The sequence below is a fragment of the Moritella sp. 24 genome (assembly GCF_018219155.1).
Lineage (GTDB): Bacteria > Pseudomonadota > Gammaproteobacteria > Enterobacterales > Moritellaceae > Moritella.
Window position 1 is genome coordinate 3,803,704 of the sequence record NZ_CP056123.1, and the last position, 22,542, is coordinate 3,826,245.

Annotated in this window: 24 protein-coding genes and 1 other RNA gene; 11 read left to right on the top strand and 14 right to left on the bottom strand. The window is 39.7% G+C overall.

What is annotated here, in order from left to right:
* Positions 1 to 96: 96 nt before the first annotated feature.
* Positions 97 to 393 (top strand): ribosome assembly RNA-binding protein YhbY, encoded by a 297-nt coding sequence (gene yhbY / locus HWV00_RS16915; protein ID WP_211674116.1) that lies wholly within the window; start codon positions 97 to 99, stop codon positions 391 to 393.
* Positions 394 to 507: 114 nt separating this feature from the next.
* On the opposite strand, the gene greA is transcribed toward yhbY, so the two are convergent.
* A complete protein-coding gene (greA, locus tag HWV00_RS16920; RefSeq protein ID WP_211683229.1) occupies positions 508 to 987 on the bottom strand; it encodes a transcription elongation factor GreA in 480 nt (159 codons plus the stop codon).
* Between the two features lie 877 nt (positions 988 to 1,864).
* Here greA and HWV00_RS16925 point away from each other — a divergent pair.
* Entirely contained in the window at positions 1,865 to 2,488 is a 624-nt protein-coding gene (locus HWV00_RS16925; RefSeq protein ID WP_211683231.1) for a trimeric intracellular cation channel family protein, read from the top strand.
* Positions 2,489 to 2,633: 145 nt separating this feature from the next.
* On the opposite strand, the gene tyrS is transcribed toward HWV00_RS16925, so the two are convergent.
* Positions 2,634 to 3,830, bottom strand: coding sequence for a tyrosine--tRNA ligase (tyrS, locus tag HWV00_RS16930; RefSeq protein WP_211683233.1), 1,197 nt, complete (start codon positions 3,828 to 3,830; stop codon positions 2,634 to 2,636).
* Between the two features lie 181 nt (positions 3,831 to 4,011).
* Between tyrS and HWV00_RS16935 the strand changes: the two genes are divergently transcribed.
* Both HWV00_RS16935 and HWV00_RS16940 read left to right on the top strand, forming a co-directional pair.
* On the top strand, positions 4,012 to 5,310 hold the full coding sequence (locus HWV00_RS16935) for a peptidoglycan DD-metalloendopeptidase family protein (RefSeq protein WP_211683235.1): 1,299 nt from the start codon (positions 4,012 to 4,014) through the stop codon (positions 5,308 to 5,310).
* Between the two features lie 29 nt (positions 5,311 to 5,339).
* Positions 5,340 to 6,482 carry an anhydro-N-acetylmuramic acid kinase gene (locus tag HWV00_RS16940; protein ID WP_211683237.1) on the top strand — a complete coding sequence of 381 codons (1,143 nt, stop codon included), beginning with the start codon at positions 5,340 to 5,342 and terminating at the stop codon, positions 6,480 to 6,482.
* 119 nt (positions 6,483 to 6,601) lie between these two features.
* On the opposite strand, the gene grpE is transcribed toward HWV00_RS16940, so the two are convergent.
* Positions 6,602 to 7,258 (bottom strand): nucleotide exchange factor GrpE, encoded by a 657-nt coding sequence (gene grpE, locus HWV00_RS16945; protein WP_211683240.1) that lies wholly within the window; start codon positions 7,256 to 7,258, stop codon positions 6,602 to 6,604.
* A 248-nt stretch (positions 7,259 to 7,506) separates the two neighbouring features.
* Between grpE and nadK the strand changes: the two genes are divergently transcribed.
* The 3 genes from nadK to bamE all read left to right on the top strand — a co-directional run bounded on the left by nadK (position 7,507) and on the right by bamE (position 10,737).
* Complete coding sequence (nadK, locus tag HWV00_RS16950) at positions 7,507 to 8,388, top strand: NAD(+) kinase (protein ID WP_211683242.1); 882 nt, start codon at positions 7,507 to 7,509, stop codon at positions 8,386 to 8,388.
* 177 nt (positions 8,389 to 8,565) lie between these two features.
* Entirely contained in the window at positions 8,566 to 10,227 is a 1,662-nt protein-coding gene (gene recN / locus HWV00_RS16955) for a DNA repair protein RecN (RefSeq protein WP_211683244.1), read from the top strand.
* A gap of 153 nt (positions 10,228 to 10,380) precedes the next feature.
* Positions 10,381 to 10,737 carry an outer membrane protein assembly factor BamE gene (gene bamE / locus HWV00_RS16960; protein WP_211683246.1) on the top strand — a complete coding sequence of 119 codons (357 nt, stop codon included), beginning with the start codon at positions 10,381 to 10,383 and terminating at the stop codon, positions 10,735 to 10,737.
* A gap of 77 nt (positions 10,738 to 10,814) precedes the next feature.
* Here bamE and HWV00_RS16965 read toward each other — a convergent pair whose 3' ends face one another.
* Positions 10,815 to 11,144, bottom strand: coding sequence for an RnfH family protein (locus HWV00_RS16965; RefSeq protein WP_211683248.1), 330 nt, complete (start codon positions 11,142 to 11,144; stop codon positions 10,815 to 10,817).
* Positions 11,125 to 11,568 (bottom strand): SRPBCC family protein, encoded by a 444-nt coding sequence (locus HWV00_RS16970; protein WP_211683250.1) that lies wholly within the window; start codon positions 11,566 to 11,568, stop codon positions 11,125 to 11,127. The genes HWV00_RS16965 and HWV00_RS16970 overlap by 20 nt, the downstream gene beginning before the upstream one ends.
* A gap of 209 nt (positions 11,569 to 11,777) precedes the next feature.
* Here HWV00_RS16970 and smpB point away from each other — a divergent pair, with 209 nt between their 5' ends.
* The 4 genes from smpB (at position 11,778) to HWV00_RS16990 (ending at position 14,397) form a co-directional block, all read left to right on the top strand.
* Positions 11,778 to 12,257, top strand: coding sequence for an SsrA-binding protein SmpB (gene smpB / locus HWV00_RS16975; RefSeq protein ID WP_211683252.1), 480 nt, complete (start codon positions 11,778 to 11,780; stop codon positions 12,255 to 12,257).
* 41 nt (positions 12,258 to 12,298) lie between these two features.
* Positions 12,299 to 12,657, top strand: a transfer-messenger RNA (tmRNA) gene (gene ssrA, locus HWV00_RS16980).
* Positions 12,658 to 12,795: 138 nt separating this feature from the next.
* Positions 12,796 to 13,104, top strand: coding sequence for a hypothetical protein (locus HWV00_RS16985; protein WP_211683254.1), 309 nt, complete (start codon positions 12,796 to 12,798; stop codon positions 13,102 to 13,104).
* A 558-nt stretch (positions 13,105 to 13,662) separates the two neighbouring features.
* Positions 13,663 to 14,397, top strand: coding sequence for an endonuclease (locus HWV00_RS16990; RefSeq protein ID WP_370630524.1), 735 nt, complete (start codon positions 13,663 to 13,665; stop codon positions 14,395 to 14,397).
* A 178-nt stretch (positions 14,398 to 14,575) separates the two neighbouring features.
* Here HWV00_RS16990 and HWV00_RS16995 read toward each other — a convergent pair whose 3' ends face one another.
* The 9 genes from HWV00_RS16995 to HWV00_RS17035 all read right to left on the bottom strand — a co-directional run bounded on the left by HWV00_RS16995 (position 14,576) and on the right by HWV00_RS17035 (position 22,542).
* On the bottom strand, positions 14,576 to 15,154 hold the full coding sequence (locus tag HWV00_RS16995) for a DUF1566 domain-containing protein (protein WP_211683256.1): 579 nt from the start codon (positions 15,152 to 15,154) through the stop codon (positions 14,576 to 14,578).
* Positions 15,155 to 15,181: 27 nt separating this feature from the next.
* Complete coding sequence (locus tag HWV00_RS17000; protein WP_211683258.1) at positions 15,182 to 15,901, bottom strand: DUF1566 domain-containing protein; 720 nt, start codon at positions 15,899 to 15,901, stop codon at positions 15,182 to 15,184.
* 198 nt (positions 15,902 to 16,099) lie between these two features.
* Positions 16,100 to 17,500, bottom strand: coding sequence for a zonular occludens toxin domain-containing protein (locus HWV00_RS17005; RefSeq protein WP_211683260.1), 1,401 nt, complete (start codon positions 17,498 to 17,500; stop codon positions 16,100 to 16,102).
* Between the two features lie 8 nt (positions 17,501 to 17,508).
* The gene (locus tag HWV00_RS17010; RefSeq protein WP_211683262.1) at positions 17,509 to 17,910 is read right to left on the bottom strand and encodes a hypothetical protein; all 402 of its coding nucleotides are present in this window, start codon (positions 17,908 to 17,910) and stop codon (positions 17,509 to 17,511) included.
* Positions 17,895 to 19,409 carry a hypothetical protein gene (locus HWV00_RS17015; protein ID WP_211683265.1) on the bottom strand — a complete coding sequence of 505 codons (1,515 nt, stop codon included), beginning with the start codon at positions 19,407 to 19,409 and terminating at the stop codon, positions 17,895 to 17,897. The genes HWV00_RS17010 and HWV00_RS17015 overlap by 16 nt, the downstream gene beginning before the upstream one ends.
* A 210-nt stretch (positions 19,410 to 19,619) precedes the next feature.
* Entirely contained in the window at positions 19,620 to 19,832 is a 213-nt protein-coding gene (locus HWV00_RS17020) for a hypothetical protein (protein ID WP_211683267.1), read from the bottom strand.
* Between the two features lie 36 nt (positions 19,833 to 19,868).
* Entirely contained in the window at positions 19,869 to 20,111 is a 243-nt protein-coding gene (locus HWV00_RS17025) for a hypothetical protein (protein WP_211683269.1), read from the bottom strand.
* Positions 20,108 to 20,458, bottom strand: coding sequence for a hypothetical protein (locus tag HWV00_RS17030; protein WP_211683271.1), 351 nt, complete (start codon positions 20,456 to 20,458; stop codon positions 20,108 to 20,110). Before HWV00_RS17030 ends, HWV00_RS17025 begins: the two co-directional genes overlap by 4 nt.
* A gap of 104 nt (positions 20,459 to 20,562) precedes the next feature.
* On the bottom strand, positions 20,563 to 22,542 hold the full coding sequence (locus HWV00_RS17035) for a replication endonuclease (RefSeq protein WP_211683273.1): 1,980 nt from the start codon (positions 22,540 to 22,542) through the stop codon (positions 20,563 to 20,565).

The window sequence follows — 22,542 nt, forward strand, 5'->3', positions numbered from 1 at the left end:
TATTTTTTTAAACCATTACCATAATGGCATGGTATTAAGATGAAGATGAAGCTAAAATTACTCTTTTTCAACCCTAAGTAATAAGAAATTTAAAATATGGCATTAAGCAATAAACAAAAGCAACACCTAAAAGGTTTAGCACATTCATTAAAACCTGTCATCTTACTAGGCCAACACGGCTTAACAGAAGGTGTTATGGCTGAAATTGAAGTAGCGCTAGCACATCACGAATTAATCAAAATTAAAGTTGCGTCTGAAGACCGCGATCAAAAAGCATTAGTGATGGATACAATTGTAAAAGAAGCTAACGCAGAAAAAGTACAAAGTATTGGCCACACATTGGTTATTTACCGTACAAGTGATGAAAAGAAAATCATACTGCCAAAGAAATAATAGCTTTGTGAGTATCCAGCTGGGCAAGGAATCCCAGCTCGACTATACCCAGCGTTAAAACTGGGTCACAGACCACGGTAACAAGAGTCTGTCGTGCATATTGTGTGTCGCTAGTTAGATATATTCTACCGATACAATTTCAAATTCAATCGCGCCGCCTGGTGTCGTCACTGTCGCAACATCATCTACGCTTTTACCCACTAAACCACGTGCAATTGGCGAGTTAATTGAAATACGATTTTCTTTAATGTTAGCTTCATCATCACCAACAAGATTATAAGTGATCTCATCTTCTGTTTCAGTGTTATACAGTGTCACTGTTGAACCAAAAATAACACGACCGTTATTCGTGATTTTTGTCACATCAATAATCTGACTATTAGACAATTTCCATTCGATGTCTTGAACACGGCCTTCGCAGAACCCTTGCTCTTCACGTGCTGCGTGATATTCAGCATTTTCTTTTAAATCGCCATGTTCGCGCGCTTCAGCAATTGAATTCACAATTTCAGGACGACGAACTGTTTTAAGATGTTCTAGTTCTACACGTAAGTTCTCTGCACCACGCGCAGTCATCGGAATCATATTACTCATAGTATTTTAATAACCTTTTAATCAATTCATTACCATTGCTGCATGTTAGTCAGCGTTAATGATGTTTACAATTATAATGCATCTATTGTAATACGAATATGACGATAGTTCACCTTATTCAAACTATTAAGCACATTTTATCTGATTATTGAGATCTATATTTATCGCGTAAAAGCACGAGAAGAAAGCCATTAAACAATGATAAACAAGTGCTTTTAAATAGACTTGAGTTAAGTTGCAAGTAGAATGGCTAAAAGCTACTTTCTATTGCCAAATCACACTCAATTATCCAGTAAAAAACATAGGGCATTGATAAAACCGCTGCACACCGGAGGAATACAGCGACTAATCAACACTTCGAAGCCGCAAGAGCACCAAACAGCTAAAAACCACACTTTTCTCATAAAAAGGTAGCCAAGCGGATAAAAAATGTGCATAATGTATCCAATCCAATAAAAAAAGGGCATTATCATGAAAGAATTCGTCGCAGTATTTACAGTTTTAACTACTTTAGCTATCACAAGTGGTGTATTACCATCAATTGCTAGCCTATAGTTTTAGAAAACCCTAAAACAGCATGGAAAAGTTTGTCGTTATATAACATTTGTTTTATAAGTAGGCGAAAACTTCTCTATGCTGTTTTTTGATGTCTGTACATAACCTACTTTTTATCACTTCCCTTATTATTTCATCCGAAAGCATCTATTCATCAAACTAAAAAAAACGCCGCCATTTATTCAAATTTTATTTATATTCTGCAACTTTATTTGTTAGAACTTCGATGTAGCTAAAAGAAATCATTTTCTCTATCCGTATACTCTGCACTTCTTAAACATGAGTACTATAGACAGGATTAATAAGCTTACTAATGATAAACATGGATATTATTTATTTACTCGATCTCGCGGGTACTGCCGTTTTTGCAATATCAGGCGTGCAAGTCGCAGGGCAGATGCGTATGGACCCATTTGGTGCGACAGTATTGGCTGCGGTAACCGCAGTTGGCGGCGGAACGATACGTGATGCCGTTTTAGATGTTGGTCCCGCATTCTGGGTTCATGATCCAGTTTATCTGTTCGTTATTATTCTGACCTCCTTGTTAACGATCTTATTTGCGAATCGTAATCACCGCATGCCACCGATACTATTACCACTTGCTGATGCAGCAGGTTTAGCCTTATTCACCGTAATCGGTACGCAAAAAGCGTTAGCTTATGGGGCACCTGGAATGACAGCGGTTGTCATGGGCGTTATCACTGGTGTCGCTGGCGGTATTATACGAGACCTACTGGCAAGCCGCGTACCTATGGTATTACAGAAAGACATCTATGCGACCGCTTCAGTGCTGGGAGGCGTGGTTTATACAGGTTCTCTCGCTATCGGTATAAGCGAAGGTTTAGCGATGCTACTCGCCATGACTGGCGTATTTACACTACGTATGGCAGCAGTACACTGGCATTTACGTTTACCGATCTTTGTTTTAAAGCATCATCGCTCTTAACTATTAACTATTAACTATTAACTATTAATAGTAGTTCAGTTTCTCTCATTATAAAAAAGGCCCATTATGACATTAATCATAACGGGCCTTTTTATTTATAAATACTCAATGATGAACATTTATTTATACAATTGTATTTACCTGATTAAGCAAGTGTAATACGTGCAAACTTACGCTTACCAACTTGATATACAGCTGTACCAGCTGTAGGAACAAATCGTGTATCTTCTACTTTATCACCATCAATTTTAACAGCGCCTTGCTTGATCATGCGCATCGCTTCTGATGTACCTGATACAAGTCCAGCTTCTTTTAATAAGTTAGCAATAGCCATTGCATCACTTACTGCAAAATCAAATTCTGGCATTTCATCTGGGATCGCATTTTTTGAAAAACGCTGAGTGAAATCATTATGTGCACTTTCTGCTGCAGCTTCGTCATGGAAGCGAGCAATAATTTCTTTTGCTAATGAGATCTTAACATCACGAGGGTTCACTGCATTCGCCGCGATATCAGTCTTGAATTTTTCAATTTCAGCTAATGGACGGAATGATAATAACTCGAAGTAGTTCCACATCAAGTCATCAGTAATAGACATGATCTTACCAAACATCTCATTTGGTGAATCAGTTACACCAATGTAGTTGTTCGCTGATTTAGACATTTTCTTCACGCCATCAAGACCAACAAGCAGTGGCATCATGATAACAGTCTGTGGTTTTTGACCTTCTGCTTTTTGTAATTCACGACCCATTAATAGGTTGAATTTTTGATCTGTACCGCCAAGTTCAACATCAGATTTTAGTGCAACTGAATCATAACCTTGTAGTAATGGATACATGAATTCATGGATCGCAATACCTTGACCTGATGCATAACGTTTTTTGAAATCATCACGTTCTAACATACGCGCAACGGTTTGCTGTGATGCCAAACGGATCATGCCCGCAGCACCTAATTCATTTAACCACGTAGAGTTAAACTCAATGCGTGTTCTTTCTTTGTCTAAAATCTTAAACACTTGGTCTGTATATGTTTTTGCGTGTGCAAGTACATCTTCACGAGTCAGCGGTGGACGCGTTGTATTTTTACCTGACGGGTCACCTACAGTCGCAGTGAAATCACCAATCAAGAAAATCACTTCATGACCAAGATCTTGGAATTGACGTAACTTGTTTAAGATAACAGTATGGCCTAAATGTAGATCTGAACCTGTTGGATCAGCACCTAATTTAATTCTTAGCGGACGACCTTCTTTTAACTTAGCAATCAGTTCTTCTTCAACTAAGACTTCTTCTGTACCACGTTTAATTTCGCGTAACGCATCATTGATTTGCGTCATAATATTAAGCTCCACACTTATTACCTATATATAATAACTCTATACTACTGGATAGCGTCACAATTGAAAACCGTTGCACAAGGGCAATACTGCTAATTTAATGATAATTTTTTTGCACAGACCTTACTATTTGTTAGAATATGATACTTATTTTTTAATTATCACAAGGTAGTGTTTTCTTATGTCATTCGGTAACCGTTTTAAGCAATTACCAAAACAGCACCGAACGTTCATTTTGATTATCTTCGGTTTAATCATGTCACTGCTGTTACTGCCTGTATCCACCAGCGCGCCGCAATCATCAGATGAAGAATCTTTCTATATATATCAAGTTGGCGATCGTTACAGTTTAAAACTACCTCCCCTAATTTCGAGCGAAAATAAGCCAGTTAAATCACAATTAACCAGTGAAGAGATAATTGTTAGATCTGGCGATAATCTGTCACTCATCGGTAAACGTGGCAATTTATCAACAAAAACCATTTATGAAATAGACCGATTATCATCGGCTAAACGCTTACGTAGTATTTACCCTGGACAAAAGCTAACCATAACAACTGATAACAAAGGCGAATTTGTTGAATTAATTTACCCTTACCGTGCGACAGAGTCGTTATATATCAATAAAACGGCTGATGGATACAATACAAAAATAGTTAAAAACCAAATTGAGATAAGAGAACAATTCGCACGCGCAGATATCACTAGTAATTTCTGGAATGCGGGTGTAAAAGCCGACATGCCACCTAAACAAATCATGAACTTAGCTACCATATTTGGTTGGGATATTGATTTTGCCTTAGATATTCGAGCTGGCGACAGTTTTGCGGTTATTTATGAAACGCAATTCATTGATGGTGAGTTTGTATCTACTGGTAATATTCTTGCCGCAGAGTTCATCAATCAAGGCGATAAATTCCAAGCGGTTCGTAACAAAGATGGTAGCTATTACACACCATCTGGTCGCTCTATGCGTAAAGCCTTTCTACGCGCACCTGTAAACTTCAAATACATCAGTTCTAGCTTTAACCGTAATCGTCGCCATCCAGTAACAGGCAAAGTACGTGCCCATAATGGTATTGATTACGCAGCAAGAACCGGCACACCGATTGTTTCAGCTGGTGATGGCAAGGTGATTGCATCTGCCTATAATCGCTTTAACGGTAATTACGTCTTTATTAAGCATAACTCTAATATCGTAACTAAATACCTACACATGAACAAACGCAGTGTTAAGAAAGGACAACGTGTTAAACAGAACCAGAAAATTGGTACTGTTGGCGCAACAGGTCGTGTGACAGGCGCTCATTTACATTATGAATTTTTAGTTAACGGTAAGCATAAGAATCCAAAAACGGTATCACTACCAAAAGCGGATTCATTACGTGGTAGTGAGAAAACGAAGTTTGTTTCTGACGCTAAAATCATCATGGAACAATTGGAAAGTAATGCCAAGTTATACACATTAATTGGACAATAGAGATAAACAACCAACTTTAAGGAGCACCAATGCCAAGCAAGCGTGAGTTATATATCGGACTGATGTCTGGAACAAGCATTGATGGTATTGATGCTGCCTTAGTTGCATTTGAAAATGGTCAGTGCCAACTGATTGCGCAACACTTACAACCGATGTCAGCCAAACTGACGACAGAATTACATCAATTATGCAGCCCAAGCAATGATGAAATAAGCACGCTTGCAACGGTCGAGCAACCACTTGCAACAGCTTTTGCACTGGCTACCGAACAATTGCTAGCTAAAACGCAATATACAGCCAATGACATCACAGCCATTGGCTCTCATGGTCAAACCATACGTCATCACCCTGAGCACCAATTTACCTTACAAATCGGTGATGCCAATATACTGGCCGCATTAACAAATATTGATACTGTTGCTGATTTCAGACGCAAGGATATGGCACTAGGAGGCCAAGGCGCACCGCTAGTACCCGCTTTTCATCAAGCTGTTTTTCAACACTCAACAATTACACGCGCCATTGTTAACATTGGCGGGTTAGCCAACATCACTTACTTGCCAAGTCTGCAGCATGATCAACCCATTGTCGGCTATGATACAGGGCCCGGTAACACCTTACTTGATGCTTGGTTTACCGCTCATAATGACAGTGACAGCCATTATGATGTTGATGGTCAATGGGCTAATTCAGGGACGGTTATCGAATCCTTACTCACACAACTATTACAGCATTCGTATTTTGCGTTAAGCGCGCCTAAAAGCACCGGTCGTGAGTTATTTAATTTAGCCTGGTTGCAAGATTATTTAGACACAATCACTGCTGAATATTCAGATGCGGATGTGCAGCGCACTTTAACGCGCTTTACTGCAGTATCGATTGTAAATGAAGTGAATAAATTAATGGTAAGCGATGACATCATTACCAATAGCGAAGTGTATATTTGTGGCGGAGGAGCTTCAAATCCATTATTAATGTCTGATTTAGCACGCTTGTTACCAAATAGTCCTGTCATGACCACTACTGAGATTGGTATTGATCCCAATTGGGTTGAAGCGATTGCATTTGCTTGGTTAGCCAAACAGCACGTCCATAAATTACCGGGAAATTTACCCGCGGTAACAGGAGCAAGTCGCTTAGCCATATTAGGCGCTTTCTATCCAGCAGCTTGATCGTATCGATAGATCGTCGTTTAACAAAAACTGGATTCATCAATTTTCAGATAAAAAAATAGAGCCATAAGGCTCTATTTTTACAACAATGATTACAGCACTCGGTGCTATATTAGCAATTAAGCTTGTGTATCAATTGTTGGTGCTGGCGTTGCAGTCGCTTTTGAGATCATAACCATAGCTGGACGAATTAAACGACCATTTAGTTCATAACCTTTTTGCATCACAGTAATCACTGTATTTGGTTCAACGTCAGCACTTTCAATCATGCTCATCGCCTGATGTAACTCAGGGTTGAATTTTTCACCTTCAGGATTAACTGATTTAACACCAAATTTTTCTAATGCTGATTCTAGTGATTTAGCCGTTAGCTCAATACCTTCAATCAATGGAAGTAGTGTTTCATTTGTTTTATCAGCATGCAGTAAACCACGTTCCATGTTATCAATAACAGGTAGTAGTTCATTCGCGAATTTTTCTAATGCGAATTTTTTTGCTTTATCAACATCAATCGCAGCACGGCGACGAACATTATCAGCATCTGCTTTTGAACGTAATGCAGCATCTTTAAATTCAGCTGCTGATGCCGTTGCTTTTGCTAATTCAGCTTCTAATGCAGCGATACGAGCCGCAGACTCATCAACTTCTACTGCCGCTTCTTCAACTACAGTCTCTTCAACTGTAACGTCTTCAACTACAGGCTGCGCTTCAGTTTCTGTTACTAACTGCTCTTCAACTTGCTTTTCAGCCTGTACTTTTTGCTCTTCGCTGCTCATTACTTTCTCCGACATTCAATTCAGCATACTCAATAGTAGTACGCTATATTACAATTAATGGGTTATACCGAAATATAATGGGGATCCTAACACGAGATTCAAGTCGAATTCATCTCAAGTTATCCTCTACTGCAAAAATAGTGCTAAATAAGGGCCGATACATAATTAATTAAGAAGTATTTAGACTTTGAATCTTGAAGTAGCTTGAGTATATACTGAATCTATACTTACTTAGTGGAATCAAGGCAATGAAGAGAGAGTTCAAAACCATCGGGTTAATCGGAAAACCCAAGCATCCAGAAACAACGAAGACCCTTATTGCCCTGCATAATTTTTTAACCGAACACGCATATAACGTGATTGTTGATAGTCGCGTATCGCAAGATCTCAATATGGATAATATTGCCTCGCGCCCACTCATGGATTTAGGTGAAGAAGCTGACCTTGCCATTGTCGTTGGTGGTGACGGTAATATGTTGGGTGCTGGCCGTGTACTATCTCGCTTTGATATCGCAGTTATCGGGGTTAACCGTGGTAATTTAGGTTTCCTAACTGACCTTGATCCTGAAGGGTTTGATGAACATTTGTTAAGCGTACTTAAAGGCGATTATATTTCAGAAAAGCGTATCTTATTAAATACGTCGATCTATCGCTATGGCATGTTAAAAGCAACAAACTTAGCCTTTAATGAGACTATATTACATCCCGGTAAGATCCCTGCAATGATCGAGTTTGAAGTCTATATTGATAATAGCTTTATGCTAAGTCAACGTGCTGACGGTTTATTGGTGTCAACTCCTACGGGTTCAACTGCTTATTCATTATCTGCTGGCGGGCCAATCCTTTCGCCAAGCTTAGAAGCGATCACATTAATGGCTATGTTCCCGCACACACTATCAAGCCGCCCAATTGTCATAAATGCAAATAGCACAGTTAAATTAGTTGTTTCACCAAATAATGAAGAAAACATGATGGTGAGTTGTGATGGTCACGTGCACATTGGTGTACTACCGGGTGATGAAATTATCATCAAACGTGATAAAAATCACCTCAATCTTATCCACCCTAAAAGCTATGATTATTTTAATGTTTTACGTGAAAAGCTTGGCTGGGGCAGTAAATTATTTTAGTTTGAACACTGTTCTATCAAGGCTTAACTCAATGTTAAGCCTTGTCACTTCTCTACCCTGTACTTTGATCACAAATTGAAAATAAACCCCGCAACTAAAAGCAAAGTATTTACACTTATGGGTGAGCAGATATATACTGTATATAAAACCAGCCTGATAAAATAAACAGGGTACAGCATGCTAACGCAACTCACTATTCATAATTTTGCTATCGTTAAATTTTTAGAACTTGAACTGAAGTCAGGTATGACTACCGTAACGGGTGAGACAGGTGCGGGTAAATCAATTGCAATTGACGCGCTTGGTCTCGCTTTAGGATCTCGCGCAGATGCCAGCACGGTAAGACCCGGTGAGAAGAAAGCGGAAATCAGTGCAATATTTACAGTTGAAGCAAGTTCCCTCGCCTACAAATGGTTAGTCGAACACGAATTAAATAATGACGATGAATGTATCCTGCGCCGAGTCATCACCGCAGAGGGTCGTTCTAAGGGCTATATCAATGGTATCCCTGTTCCCTTACAACAACTTAAATCATTATCACAATTTTTGGTTCAAGTTCATGGTCAGCATGCACACCAAACCTTATTAAAACCAGAGGTTCAATTAGCAATTCTTGATGGCTATGCCAGCCATACCAAATTACTCACAAATGTACGAGATAGCTATCGACACTGGCATGATTTAGCGAATGAAGAAAAAAAGTTATTACAAAATCAGCAGCAGCGCGCAGCAAGACAACAGCTATTACAATACCAAGTATCAGAACTAAATGAATTTGCGCTTGCCGATGGTGAATACAGCCAAATTGAAGCGGAACATCGATTATTAGCAAACAGCACCGAGTTAGTGCAAGAGTGCATGAGCAGTGTTGATGCCTTGTATGAAAATGAAAACAATGCAATCTGCAGCATGTTGCAAGTGGTGACTCATCGCTTAGAAAACCTGCTAGATATGGACCCGAAATTAAAAACGATCACGGATACATTACAAGAAGCAGTCGTACTGGTTGAAGAAGCAGGTAATGAACTGCGTAGCTATACCGACAATCTAGACCGTGATCCAGAGCAATTTGAATACCTCGATGAACGTTTGGGTAAAGCCTTAGAACTGGCGCGCAAGCACCAAGTCTCTGCGGATCAGCTTGCAACACATCATCAAATGTTAAAATCAGAGTTAGATAACATTGCAGGCGATGATGAACGTATTGAAAGTATCAAACTAGAGCTAGAAGAGTCACAAACTAAGTATCACCAGCAAGCAGAGAAACTGTCTGCTAGTCGCCTAAAATACGCAAAACAGCTAAACAAACTGATCACAGCAAGCATGCACGAACTCAGCATGGAAAACGGCTGTTTTGAAATAACATTAGAGAACGATGAACACAAAGCGCCAAACCCACACGGGTTAGATAATATTAACTTTTTAGTATCAACGAACCCAGGGCAGCCATTGCAAGCATTGGGTAAGGTCGCTTCAGGTGGTGAATTATCACGTATAAGCTTGGCGATTCAAGTGATCACTGCGCAGAAGATCTCAACACCAACGTTAATTTTTGATGAAGTAGATGTGGGTATCTCAGGGCAAACAGCATCCATCGTAGGTAAATTACTTCGTCAACTCGGTGATAAAACCCAAGTCATGTGTGTTACCCATTTACCGCAAGTCGCATCAAAAGGTCATCAGCAAATGTTTGTGAGTAAAACCACCGACGGTAAAACTACTGAAACCTGCATGAAAGCGTTAAACCAAGAAAAACGTATTGAAGAGCTCGCTCGTTTACTTGGTGGCGATAAAATAACGGCATCAACACTGAGTAATGCCGCTGAAATGTTAGTTTAACCCCTCATAACAAAGATAATGCAGGGAACTAATCCCTGCTTTTGTCTTCTAACCAGCGTAACCTTAGTCAGTCGGCTAAATACATCGATTTACTTCACTCGTCAGGCGAGTTATTATTTACCTATCTATATGGACTTAATTAGCAAAATACTTATGCGCTTAAAACACTTACTTATTGCAGGCTTGGCTATCTTTAGTTTATCGGGCTGCTCAATTCTTGAAAAACTGGTTTATAAAATTGATATCCCACAAGGTAACTATGTTGAGGATAACCAAGTAGACAAATTACGTGTTGATATGACTAAAGAACAAGTGACGTTTGTACTTGGTAGTCCAATGCTAATTGATTCGTTCAATCATGATGTTTGGAATTACTTGTACCGCTTCAAAACAGGTCGTGGTGAAGTAACAACCAAAGAATTGGTATTAACGTTTGAAGGGAATAACTTGAAAACAGTGATCGGTGATTATCTACTAAACCCTGATTTTTCAACGCCGCTTGATCGATAAAATCAAACTGACGAATACTGGATAATAAAAATCACAGCTCAAATTAGCGGTGATTTTTATTATCGTAGCAATAACGATTATCTTATTTTCTGGCCGGTTTTTTCATGAAGTCGTCCATCTTCTTTGGCTTTTTCAGCGCGACGCTTACGCATCTCTTTTGGATCAGCAGTTAACGGTCGATAAATTTCAACACGCTCACCATCTTCAACGACGGTATCAAGCTTAATTAAACGGCTGTAAATACCCAGCTTATTTTTTTGTAATTCTATTTCAGGATATTTAACTAATATTCCTGATTGTTCTATCGCTTGTTGTGCTGTCGCACCTTGCTCTAAGCTTACCGTAAACGTAATTTGTTCTTTCGGTAATGCATAGATGACTTCCACATTAATGTTGGTCGACACCATAAACCTCTTTTGCACGGTCTGTAAAAGATTGCACCATATTATTCACTAAGTCAGAAAAAATACGGCCGAAAGCAACTTCAACTAATTTACTGCTAAATACAAATTCTAAATCAAGTGTTACTTTGCACGCGGTTTCATCCAACGCTTTAAACGTCCAACCACCGGTTAGTTTTTTAAATGGTCCATCAACAAGATCCATTTTCACTTCTTGCCCAGGTGTAAGCGTATTCTTCGTTGTGAACGTTTTACTGATACCTGCTTTTGCAACATCAACTGCTGCAATCATTTCATTATCATGCTCATCTAAAATTCGAGTACCAGTACAGCCAGGTAAGAAATTTGGGTATGCATCGACATCGTTAACTAAATTAAACATTTGGTCAGCGCTATACATTAACAGTGCGCTTCGCGTTATCCGTGGCATACGAGTCCCTATATTCAAAACAATAAAATAGCTTAATACTGTGCGTAATAGTCACATCAGTAATTATAAGCAGGCAACTTTAGCATTTATCTATATAAAATTCATTTGTTATTCCCAGCAAAGTAAGACAAGTACTAGGATAAAATTCGATTTTGTTATAAGATTTATAACATTAAATTCCGTCAATGATGGGTGCATAAAGATAAATTATGGCTAAGAAAAAACCAAAAAACAGCGAAAACACCATCGCGAGAAATAAAACAGCAAGTTTCGAATATAAAATCGAAGATCGTCTGGAAGCAGGACTAGAACTCCAAGGTTGGGAAGTTAAATCATTACGTGCCGGTAAAGTAAATATTACCGAGAGTTATGTATTTATTAAAAACGGTGAAGCATTTATGTCTGGTGCGCAGATCATGCCACTAGATACTGCATCTACACACGTAGTTTGTAACCCGACGCGTATTCGTAAATTATTATTAAACAAGCGCGAGTTAGAAGTACTGGCAAGTAAAGTAGAACGCCAAGGTTATACGATTGTTGCTACATCAATGTACTGGAAGCAAGCGTGGGTTAAGCTCAACATTGGTCTTGCTAAAGGTAAAAAAGAGCACGATAAACGTTCAGATGTTAAAGATCGTGAATGGAAAATAGACAAAGAACGTATGATGAAACACAAAGTTCGTTAATTTGTTGCAATTCTACACTAAAGGCGTAGAATTTTAGTTCTGGGGTCGATTTAGGATTCGACGAGATTCACGAAACCCTAGGTGCATGTCGAGGGGCGGTTGGCCTCGTAAAAAGCCGCACTGTTATAGTTGCAAACGACTCTAACTACTCTCTAGCAGCTTAGGCTAGCTAGCCATCGTTCGGAACCCTGCCTGAGGGTCTCTGATATTGTATGGTCATTAAATATCAGGATCGCGTGGACTCTTCGCTCGTAGAGAAAGCGCTAAACACAATCGAGCACGCTTTTGTTCGGCCTGTCACTCGGCTTCGCATAAAGTTAAATTAATAGAGATGACTAAACATGTAGTACCGCGGATGTAGGTTTTTCGGACGGGGGTTCAACTCCCCCCGACTCCACCAAACGCAAGTTAGAACGGCACCCTCCTAAGTGTCGCAGCCCATTGAATGGTTTGATTCAATGGGCTTTTCTTTGTCTAAAATTTAACAAATTAATTCATAACTTATTGTTATATATGACAATTTACATATGAGGTAATAATGAAACATTTAAAGCTAATCATCTTTCTTTGCCTGTTAAATCAAGGTTGTAGCACCAAAAACAACCTACCGATTAACCAGCCAACGAGTAATATCCAATCTTTTGCCCCTGCCAGCGTTGAAGATGCAACAGTAGATCAACCAATTAGTGTTGATGACTTGGATACACCACAAATTGATGCAAGCGATATCGTTGATGAAAAGGGCGAGAAATTAGAAGAGCCTAAAACAGAAGAACAAAGTGGTGAAATCAGAAATATGTCTGACACTAGCGACTTTATGCCAGAGCAGCGTACTTATTGGATGTAGGTTCTAGTGCGTAAAATGAGTCCATGCCCCACAAAGCATGGACGCATACTCTTTGCTTAAAACAGGTTTAGCAGGAAGAAAGGTGTTTTTTTCATAATGAATAGAGGGATCGCTCCGCGAGTTCCGCCAGATTAAATCTGCTATTTACTCCAATTACGTGCAATGGCTTATATCTGAACAGGTTCAGATTGATTACAAAACCACTCAATACCCCGATGATCACATTCACTATTTGATCAATCAAAATCCAAATTTGATCTGTTTGTTTTTATACCCGAGTATCATTATCAATATAAGCTAGAGGCCTAAACCTCTAGCTTATCGTGTTTTCGTTACTCAGCCTTCGTCCTCAAATCACAATAAGCTAGTGGGAGCTTACGCCAAAATAGGCAAACCGATTAATTATTCGCTAAGCTTAGAATTCGATGAGACGAAAAAACATTACGTTAATATACTCAAGCGCAATGTGTATTCAATTATTTTTTGTTAATCGTAGTAGCAGCAACGTGTATTCATATGAAAATAAAAGCATATTTAGAGCAGGTTATTATGAAATTAATGAATTCCATTTTCAGCATTATTTTACTTTGTTTTAGCGGGAGCTGCATCGCAGCCGGTAATGAAACCAATCAATCATTCAGCAAAGCAAAGAAAGACCTAGAACAAACTGTTTACCAAGATCATCGAGAAACGATTTATTGTGCTGCGGTGTTCGATAATAAGAAAAATATAGCCGTTCCAGTCGACTTAAAAACTGAAAAGCATAAAACACAAGCCAAACAAATGGAGTGGGTGCATGTTGTTCCAGCCGAAAACTTTGGGCGTTCATTTAGTGAGTGGCGTAGTGGTAATCGGGGATGTGTAGACAGAAAAGGTATGTCATTTAAGGGGCGTAAATGTGCCGAAAAGATAAATACTGAATATCGTTACATGCAGGCGGATATGCACAATCTGTTTCCGGCTATTGATACTGTTAATGTGATACGCAGTAATTACAATTTCGCCATGTTGCCAGCTGCTAAATCAGAGTTAGATAGTTGTGATATGAAGATCGATAATCGAAAAGCAGAACCCCCGATAAGTTCACGCGGTCGGATTGCTCGGACTTATATATATATGGATCAAACTTACCCTAGTTACACCATGAGTAAAAAGCAGCGCCAATTAATGAATTTATGGGATAGAGAACATCCGGTGTCAACTTGGGAATGCAAGCGAAATAGAATGATTTGGGAATTACAAGGAAATCCGAATCGGATCGTTGAGAGACGTTGTCTGTTATTATGGATGTAGTTACTCGACTACATCCATAATATTAATAGCCATCTTTATAATACAATCAAGAACATAATTATTGATTGTTGGGCAGTTTCTAGAGTCACTCTTCTTATAGCTTATTTTTCACCACTAACTTAGAACTTTCCCGTCATTGGCAACGACCAATAGACAATTAAACTATAAATAACAAGTGCTAATCATAGGCTTGTTGGCATACGCCATCACACGTTCTGACTAAACGAACCGTTAACTTCTCGTTATTTGATAAGGTATATAATAATCCATTTTGAAATTCAATTTGCCACGCTTTCTCTCCATTACTATTACTCGGTGTACTAGACCAAGACTTAGACACTGCAGGCAATAACGGGTGGTTTATGAAAACGGATTTATTTAAGCTAGGTTCTTCACAAGCTGTTTCAATAATACTATAAAGTTCTTTTATATCAGGTAATCGCCAATCGGTATGATTACTACTTTCCCTATTAAACACCTTGGCCTCCGCTAATGCTTCCCACCAAGTAAAATACCTCACACTTCCCACATTACAACGCGAACCGACGAGTCCACTAACACAAATTTGCCACTCTAATCGTGTGGCTTTATCAAATACAGTACCATCACTATTTCGGATGTAACGTCCAGTAGGTGTCGAAGTTTCGGCATTATCATTACAACGTTGCTCTAATCCTTTAACTGATATCGATGTAGTTAATAACAATATTGTACTAACAAGGTAAAGTGTATGAGACACTAGGCGGGTATTCATCATTATATCCTTTTTATGATTACGACTATTTTATTCCACGCGACTATTACGCACTAATCGAACAGCCCTTGGCATGCGAGTCAAGTTACCTTGAATATTGCCATACAAGAAATTAACCATCCAAGCTGAATCCAAGTCGTCAATATCAATATCCGCAGTCCAATAATAATCATTTTGGGTATAGGGAAAAAATGCAGTTTCAATTGCAGGCACATCGTGCGAATAATTAACAATACTTTGTAGTTCTAAGCGTGTAGGTAAGCGCCAATCATTGTAACCACACCAATTTAATTGATTCATAACAAGCGTGAATTTCTCAGTGTCACAGTGACTACTATCAATACAAATACCACCATTTTCAGCCACTCCATGCCCCTCAAAGTCAGCATCACTCGACCTAAACCAAGAGTAACTATAATCTGCATCGTTAATACTGCCCTTACCAATCGCAGATTTAACTTCCCACATCAGTTCAGTATGATTATCTAAGACGCAAGACCACTCCATAGCATCATTGGTAATAACAGAGCCTTGTGTTCCAATTTTTGTAAAATCTAATGATTGCTCTTGACGAATAGAATTATCATTTAAGCTTAGTCCTGCAGGGTTTAAATTAAACCGTATAGCATAATCAGGCAAAAATGCCCCTCCACCAGTGCCCGGATAACTATTTCGCTCAACGTTACTATCGCTGCCATTAGGGCAGCCAACGAGTAATGAGATACTCAGAAATACTATTAAATACTGCATAAATACACGCCAAAAGAGTAACTTATATAGAAGTTTAGATTACAAATGTCGATTTAAACCAAAAAACAATCACAATTAATAGTTTGATTAGAAATCATAATTATTGATAACTGGAAAGTATCTAGAATTACTATCCTTATAATTTATTTTTCACAGCTAACTTGAAACCGCCCACAAGTGAATAGCCTAGCCCTAAAATCACAATAAGCTAGTGGGTGCTGACGCCAGTAGTGATTCATCCAATGTAAAATCATCCCCATCACGTTCAACATCATTCGCTTTATCATCTTCCTTGCACGTTACTATCCGCGAACTAGCTTGATAACTGAGTTTATAAATGCACTCCGTTAATGTCTTTGTTGTATAACCAACTTCGTTTAAATCTTCGTTGGTGGTCTTAAACATTAAGTGACCATCTTTATATACATCAAAATAAATCAGGTATAAAAAATCTTCGGGCGTGAGCTGCTGTTCTGTTCGGTTGTATTTCACTTGTTTGGTAAATCCTGTAACGTAAAAATCAAAACCGATTAAAGGCTCTGGCTCAATATCAACAACTTCATCAATAACCGCACTGCTATCATTACTATTAATAGAATCAGTATTCGTCCCAGTAACCACTGCGCTTTCGTCAATAGAAACGTCATCAACTGAATGAACTTGTTCACTGCCTTGTTGAGTACCGGTACTCGATGGATTATCGTCACGACCAAACGCAAACCATATGAAATAAGCCAGAATGGATAATAGAAACACCACAGCAATAACGAACTTAGGGCTTTGAAATGGGCTAGTCCCCTTGCCGCTTTTGTTGTTTTTACCTGTTTGTGTTGATTTGTAGAGTTTGAATACATCAAGTGGGATCTTCCTTCTTTTGACTTGTTCACCTTTCTTCGGAGATAAACCGCGTTCAAGTGGGTTATGTTCGTGGGTTCTTGGGCGTCTTTGGAAATATGGCATTGGTGCGAAATCAAAAGACTTGTGACTGACAGCCTGTTCGGCCACCGAACGAATAAGATTATGTACTTTGGTAATGTCGGGCGTGCAAACCAAAATGTCCCAATTAAATTTACGGTGACGCATTAACGCATCTTTAATATTTCGGGGATAACGAATATGGCCGTTATCATCTGTTTCAGTTAACCCAAGATCATCGGTGTATCCATCCGGCTTAATATCACTCACCACATTTATCGCATACTCACGTAATGATGCAGGTAAAGACTCAACGGCTTTAATAATATCTATCGTGTTGGGTTCACCATCTAAGCTGACGTTAAACTCTTTTAATTCCGTTCTATCTTTATCGCTGTAAAGATTCTGCACTTCATCAATCAGCAGTAATGCGCCCGCTGGCAACCAATGAAACCAGCGTGCAAGTACATCAACACCCGCTTGGTTTAATGTGGAAATACGCCACAACTGCGCTGACTCAGGAAACTTTTCACCAACTGCCTTTTCAATGGTATCTAAATCAAAAAGTCCCTCGATGTTAGTGACAACACAACGACCAGCCCGTAACGCTGGCAGCATTTCAAACCAAAGTGCGGTTGATGTTTTATAAGAACCTGGGTTCCCATGAAATATAAAAGAAGCCATGAATATCCTTATAGATAGCTAATAACGAATCGGGCGATATACGCCTCAACAATTAAATTAAACGCATTGAATATATTCATCTTCACCGCTGCGTGGCGAATGTCGGCTGGCAGCTGCCCCGCGAATGTTTCGACCATTTGCACGATGCCAAAATCTGACACAATTAATTTCGCTACAGTGAAACCTGTTTGCATGGCGTAGATAGTCGTTTTAATTTGTGCATAGATAAGCAACTCAAAAAAATACGCCATTGCCCTATCAATCAGGTTAGGCACATCATCAAAGAAGAATGTAGTGACATTCGTTGCCAGTGCATCGACAGTCGAAAATATCTCACCAAATGACCAATCATTCGCAAATGCAGATGGGGTGAATAAAACAAACGTGATTAGAATTAATTTTTTGAACATACGATCACCAATGCAGACATTGAAGCTAATAACATGACGATGACACCGATCTCACCATAGTATTTAGACCATGTAGTTAAAGGGTTAGGCACAGCAATAGACATTCCCGCTACGCTAATATTAAAGCCAACATCCGATTGCGCAGAACTCGATACAGATACGGTAAAAGATTTTTTTAAATCCTTAATATTAGAATCAATACCATCGGTAAGTGCTTTATCTAACGCTGCGATTTCATCTTTTAATTCGTCTTTCTTATCGCTAGAGAACAAACTATTAATTAAAGATTTATCTACATCATCAATATTAACTTTCCCCATTCCACTATCTTCGGGTTCTGGGTCTGGTTCGGGAGCAGGTTCTTTGGGTTTAAGTTCATCGAGCTTATTACCAAGACCACCAAGCGAAGTATTTAAATCACGCAATAATTTATTATTACTGGTGCTGCTACGGTCTAACGCATCGGTAATATTCGCATTACCTTTTAAATCATTCGCCCGCATCGTATCTAAGGTGTCGTATATGGCCTGATTCTTTTTAATGTTCACATCAAATTTATCATTCATAATTTTCTGATTAACATTGATTCTTTCAAGCATCAGATTCGTAATTTTAGTTTTTTCATTTAGGTCATTAGTCTTGGCGTTCTCTTGCTGCATCGCTTCAAGCTGCCTTAATTGATTCGTGGTCATGGTATCCAAACGAAGAATCACCTCAGATAAATCAGAGTTAGAGCCAGAGGTACAATTATTAGGATCTGCTAAAGGGTTGTCACACGGTAATGGGGGATCGGGTTCAACACAATTAAGCTGACAATCAGGATCAGTTCCGCCACCGCCAGATTCGCCACCGCCAGATTCGCCACCACCAGATTCTCCACCGCCAGATTCTCCACCGCCAGATTCACCACCGCCAGATTCGCCACCACCAGATTCTCCACCGCCAGATTCACCACCACCAGATTCACCACCGCCGATACAATCCAAGCTAGTACATGTATCAACAACGCAATTAGTCGTTACACTTCGCGTTTGTTCACTGCAAGAGGAAGTAAACGTAAAAGGTTCACCAGCTGCATTAATTGAACATAAATTTCGAGCATCAGCGATTTGATTCTGCGCTTCATTGGATGAACAAAAAGAGGGTTGTTCGCAAAACATGGAATAACCAGAGTCAGAACATTGGAATTTAAATTCACCACCAATATCAAAACAACTATTTCGAGCAGTCATATATTCATTTGATTTACTAATAGCATCACAATCAAAAGGAACAATACAAAGCCCTGATGCAACATCAAAAACAGTCCCTTCCGGACACGTGTCACTAGGTGTATCAAATCTTAAGATGTTATATTTTTTAATAATATTACCAGCAGTGCAAGTATAAACAGGAGTATAATAAGTCCATGTACCACCACAAAGCGCAGCATTTGATGCTTCAATAGATAACGAATAAAGTTCAACAGTTACAAGATGGTCATCTTCCCTATTATCCATAACATAAACTTCAACAACCCTAGTGTAATAATAATCAGCAAGAGAACTACCACTAAAAATCAAACAAAATAAAATGAAAATCCGTTTCATAAGATCAAAAAAGGCGACCTAAGCCGCCCCCTTGTATTAACTGGCAATAATGCCCGTTTTAAATCCCTCGACAATGCAGTAACTAAACAATGCCCCGAGCAGTATTGATGTGGCCACGTATTACTTGCGCATCCACGACACTAATGCAGTCACACCAAAGCCGATAACAGCAAGCGCAATTACCGCGCCCATCACAGCCGCTTGGTTGGTATTCGCTTCACTACCCGCAGCACCAATTTCAGTTGTGTAATCAGCCGCATTAACAGCAAGTGAAGAACCCGCAGCTACTACAGCAACCGCACCACGTTTTAGATTTGTTTTAATATTTTGCATAATAATTATTTCCATATAATAAAAGTAAGGTACTGACTAAGCTCGTCCTAGCCAGCGAACGACAGACCCAGTGCCATGTGACACTAAGAACATCAATAACGATGAGCCGATAACTACTGAAAAGACTTCCATATCGAACGCAAAGATTTCGTGTAGCACAGTCGCTAAATTGTTATTAGCTAATGCACTGTATTCGGTCGAACTAACTAGCACTAAACTTTCGCTCGTACACGTTTCTGCTTTTACGAAGTTTTCTGAGGTTAGCCCGACACAAATCATTTCTGTACAGCCACTTGTTTAACGACACTATCTAAGAGCTGTAACTTTTCATTACGTGGCATACGGCTTGATAACCATGCGCCATTGCGACCACCTGCCCGAGCTGCAATAGCAACAGGGCAGATAATGGCTTTATTGCGAAATGAAGCCACTTGGTTTTGTACCGAGTGCACATCATCTGAATTAATATCAATGATGGTTACATCTGTTTGCTCGTTGCCGTATTGGTCTGAATACGGGCGCGAGATAATCAAACGATGATTAAATTTAGTAGGGTCAGTGTTCCAAGGCTCTGAACGAAAATCCTTGCAGATACCGACTACAAAACTTCCTAGCTGTAATGACATAACAATGTCTCCGTTTGGTGTGTATGCGTCCATTAAGCGCCATGTTTAGAGCCGCCTTGGGTGGCAAACGGAATTAAATTTGTTTTAGTGCATTTTCTTTTTGATTACATCGCGGGTCGTATCGACTCCCACGATTTAATATCGGGTTCATCGCCCCTTGTGGGGGCGAAATACCACTTTAAGTAATCTTCATCACTGACCAAAAGCGAGCGCTTTTGGTCTTGCGTACAGTTATTGACACGAGTCCAAGGAAAACGGCTCCCGCCGCTTTCTGTAGTACCTAAAGATAAAGGGCTTGAAACAAGAGCGCCTAAAGACAAAACAGCAGGGCTTGGTTTCGCATCTTCTTTCTTCACCAACGACCACTGTTTTTCGTGCGTGAGTATGGTCAATAACGTGTCCTCAACAGTACGGCCACTAACACCACTAATCTTCTTCACCATTTCTTGATACTTGTTTTCTTTCTCTTCGTAACAGGCTTTCACAGGTCTATCGGTTTGCTTAACCGTGTGACCGCCCATGTAATCAAAGTACGCAGAGAAAAAGCCTGAATCAGCCGCACAGCGAATACGCTCAAAGGCCGTATCTTGAAGTTTGTTGGTCATTCTGCGCAGTTCACGCCAGACTGTAACCGAGGGAGTTTTTTGGAATTGAAATTGACGAAAGCCAAAGGTACGCGACCAAGCCGTGACGTTCTGCACTGATTCCTGCAAATCGACCTTTTTTGAATCGGTGTCTTTGAGGCCATCTAATTTATGGGCATCAATATTTTTAGATATGTACTTAGCGATATAGGCAACGGCATCGCCTTTATCACTATCAATTAACTCAATCTTGATACGAGCGTTAACAGCAGAGTGATTAATCGTGCCGTTTTGGTGGCGTAGTTCATCTGCATCAAACTGGCACTGATAATGATTTAACTGCTCACTGAAACCAGCAACACTTGATAACGGCATGAAGAAAACACAATGCCAATGCGGTGTACCATCAACATGCGGTTCAACAACACGTAAACCGTAGTATAAAAAATCACGTCTATCGGCAGCTGCGCGAAAGCGTACCCACGAACGCGACAACCAATTATGTGCATCAACAGGTGCATGCCCCGCCCAGTTTTTATTCTCAACAAAATACTGACCGTGTTTTTTTAATCTATGGTAGCGACCGGGGGCTGTCATCGTGACAAACAAAGCAACATGTTCATTTGCGTCTGCATATTCCTGACAACCTGCAATGCGAGTCATTAACTCATTACGTCTATTAGCAGGGTTGGACGTTGACGCATCATGTACGTCTTTAAGGTTTAACGACTCACCACATTCACTTTCGATGGTCATCATTTCTAACCATTCAGTTTGTTTACGCTGACGATCTTTAAGCCATTGCCTAGATGTGTATGAGGCATAAGGACTCACACTAGGTGAAACCATTCCAGCAGCACGCCTTGCCGTTTCAAATACCCGCGTTACTTTGGTATTGATAGCACGTAACCACACAGCATCATCATCGGTACGGGCGAGAATACTAAAATACACACTGTCGTCATTACCTGCTTTCGGTAAAAAGTGCGGTATCCACAAGGCTAAACCCGTTGCCTCATTAATTGCTTGCAGTGCTTCAAGTGGGGAATGTCCCGCCTCTAGTGCCTTGTTTAAATGCAAACGAGAAAGACTTGTCAGTTTATCGGCAAGTCGCACACGTTTGTACTCAGTATCTATTTGGTTAAAGTGAACAGGTAACGCATTAAGGGCCGTTGCGACTTCCGATGAACGAGAAGTAACAAAGTTAAAAGCACGCTTAAAACCGTACTTCTTAACGCGAGCGGTAGCACCTTTCATCAAGAAGTTTTTAATATCGAAAGGGAAATCGAGCTTGGCAACAACATGATTAGCAAAATCAAACACTGTCTGTTGTGCAGTTGCTTTACCATAAGTTGATTTACTATCCGACACACGGCACAGCATCGGATTGACACGTGACTGGCGGGTGACAAACTGCGCTAGTTCTTCACGCAGTTCTGTTGGGATTTGTCTAAGTGGATTACCACCGAGTTCCGTTCTGTAGTCTTGGCTTAATTGCAT

Excerpts from the sequence above, each read along its gene's own strand:
- grpE (WP_211683240.1), bottom strand. The coding sequence starts at position 7,258 with ATGAGCAGCGAAGAGCAAAAAGTACAGGCTGAAAAGCAAGTTGAAGAG.
- tyrS (WP_211683233.1), bottom strand. The coding sequence starts at position 3,830 with ATGACGCAAATCAATGATGCGTTACGCGAAATTAAACGTGGTACAGAA.
- HWV00_RS17025 (WP_211683269.1), bottom strand. The coding sequence starts at position 20,111 with ATGATTTGTGTCGGGCTAACCTCAGAAAACTTCGTAAAAGCAGAAACG.
- yhbY (WP_211674116.1), top strand. The coding sequence starts at position 97 with ATGGCATTAAGCAATAAACAAAAGCAACACCTAAAAGGTTTAGCACAT.
- HWV00_RS17020 (WP_211683267.1), bottom strand. The coding sequence starts at position 19,832 with ATGCAAAATATTAAAACAAATCTAAAACGTGGTGCGGTTGCTGTAGTA.
- greA (WP_211683229.1), bottom strand. The coding sequence starts at position 987 with ATGAGTAATATGATTCCGATGACTGCGCGTGGTGCAGAGAACTTACGT.
- HWV00_RS16940 (WP_211683237.1), top strand. The coding sequence starts at position 5,340 with ATGCCAAGCAAGCGTGAGTTATATATCGGACTGATGTCTGGAACAAGC.
- HWV00_RS16990 (WP_370630524.1), top strand. The coding sequence starts at position 13,663 with ATGAATTCCATTTTCAGCATTATTTTACTTTGTTTTAGCGGGAGCTGC.
- HWV00_RS16965 (WP_211683248.1), bottom strand. The coding sequence starts at position 11,144 with ATGGTGTCGACCAACATTAATGTGGAAGTCATCTATGCATTACCGAAA.
- HWV00_RS17000 (WP_211683258.1), bottom strand. The coding sequence starts at position 15,901 with ATGCAGTATTTAATAGTATTTCTGAGTATCTCATTACTCGTTGGCTGC.
- HWV00_RS17010 (WP_211683262.1), bottom strand. The coding sequence starts at position 17,910 with ATGTTCAAAAAATTAATTCTAATCACGTTTGTTTTATTCACCCCATCT.
- nadK (WP_211683242.1), top strand. The coding sequence starts at position 7,507 with ATGAAGAGAGAGTTCAAAACCATCGGGTTAATCGGAAAACCCAAGCAT.
- recN (WP_211683244.1), top strand. The coding sequence starts at position 8,566 with ATGCTAACGCAACTCACTATTCATAATTTTGCTATCGTTAAATTTTTA.
- HWV00_RS16925 (WP_211683231.1), top strand. The coding sequence starts at position 1,865 with ATGGATATTATTTATTTACTCGATCTCGCGGGTACTGCCGTTTTTGCA.
- HWV00_RS17035 (WP_211683273.1), bottom strand. The coding sequence starts at position 22,542 with ATGCAATTAAGCCAAGACTACAGAACGGAACTCGGTGGTAATCCACTT.
- HWV00_RS16985 (WP_211683254.1), top strand. The coding sequence starts at position 12,796 with ATGAAACATTTAAAGCTAATCATCTTTCTTTGCCTGTTAAATCAAGGT.
- HWV00_RS17015 (WP_211683265.1), bottom strand. The coding sequence starts at position 19,409 with ATGGATAATAGGGAAGATGACCATCTTGTAACTGTTGAACTTTATTCG.
- HWV00_RS17030 (WP_211683271.1), bottom strand. The coding sequence starts at position 20,458 with ATGTCATTACAGCTAGGAAGTTTTGTAGTCGGTATCTGCAAGGATTTT.
- HWV00_RS17005 (WP_211683260.1), bottom strand. The coding sequence starts at position 17,500 with ATGGCTTCTTTTATATTTCATGGGAACCCAGGTTCTTATAAAACATCA.
- bamE (WP_211683246.1), top strand. The coding sequence starts at position 10,381 with ATGCGCTTAAAACACTTACTTATTGCAGGCTTGGCTATCTTTAGTTTA.
- HWV00_RS16970 (WP_211683250.1), bottom strand. The coding sequence starts at position 11,568 with ATGCCACGGATAACGCGAAGCGCACTGTTAATGTATAGCGCTGACCAA.
- HWV00_RS16935 (WP_211683235.1), top strand. The coding sequence starts at position 4,012 with ATGTCATTCGGTAACCGTTTTAAGCAATTACCAAAACAGCACCGAACG.
- HWV00_RS16995 (WP_211683256.1), bottom strand. The coding sequence starts at position 15,154 with ATGATGAATACCCGCCTAGTGTCTCATACACTTTACCTTGTTAGTACA.
- smpB (WP_211683252.1), top strand. The coding sequence starts at position 11,778 with ATGGCTAAGAAAAAACCAAAAAACAGCGAAAACACCATCGCGAGAAAT.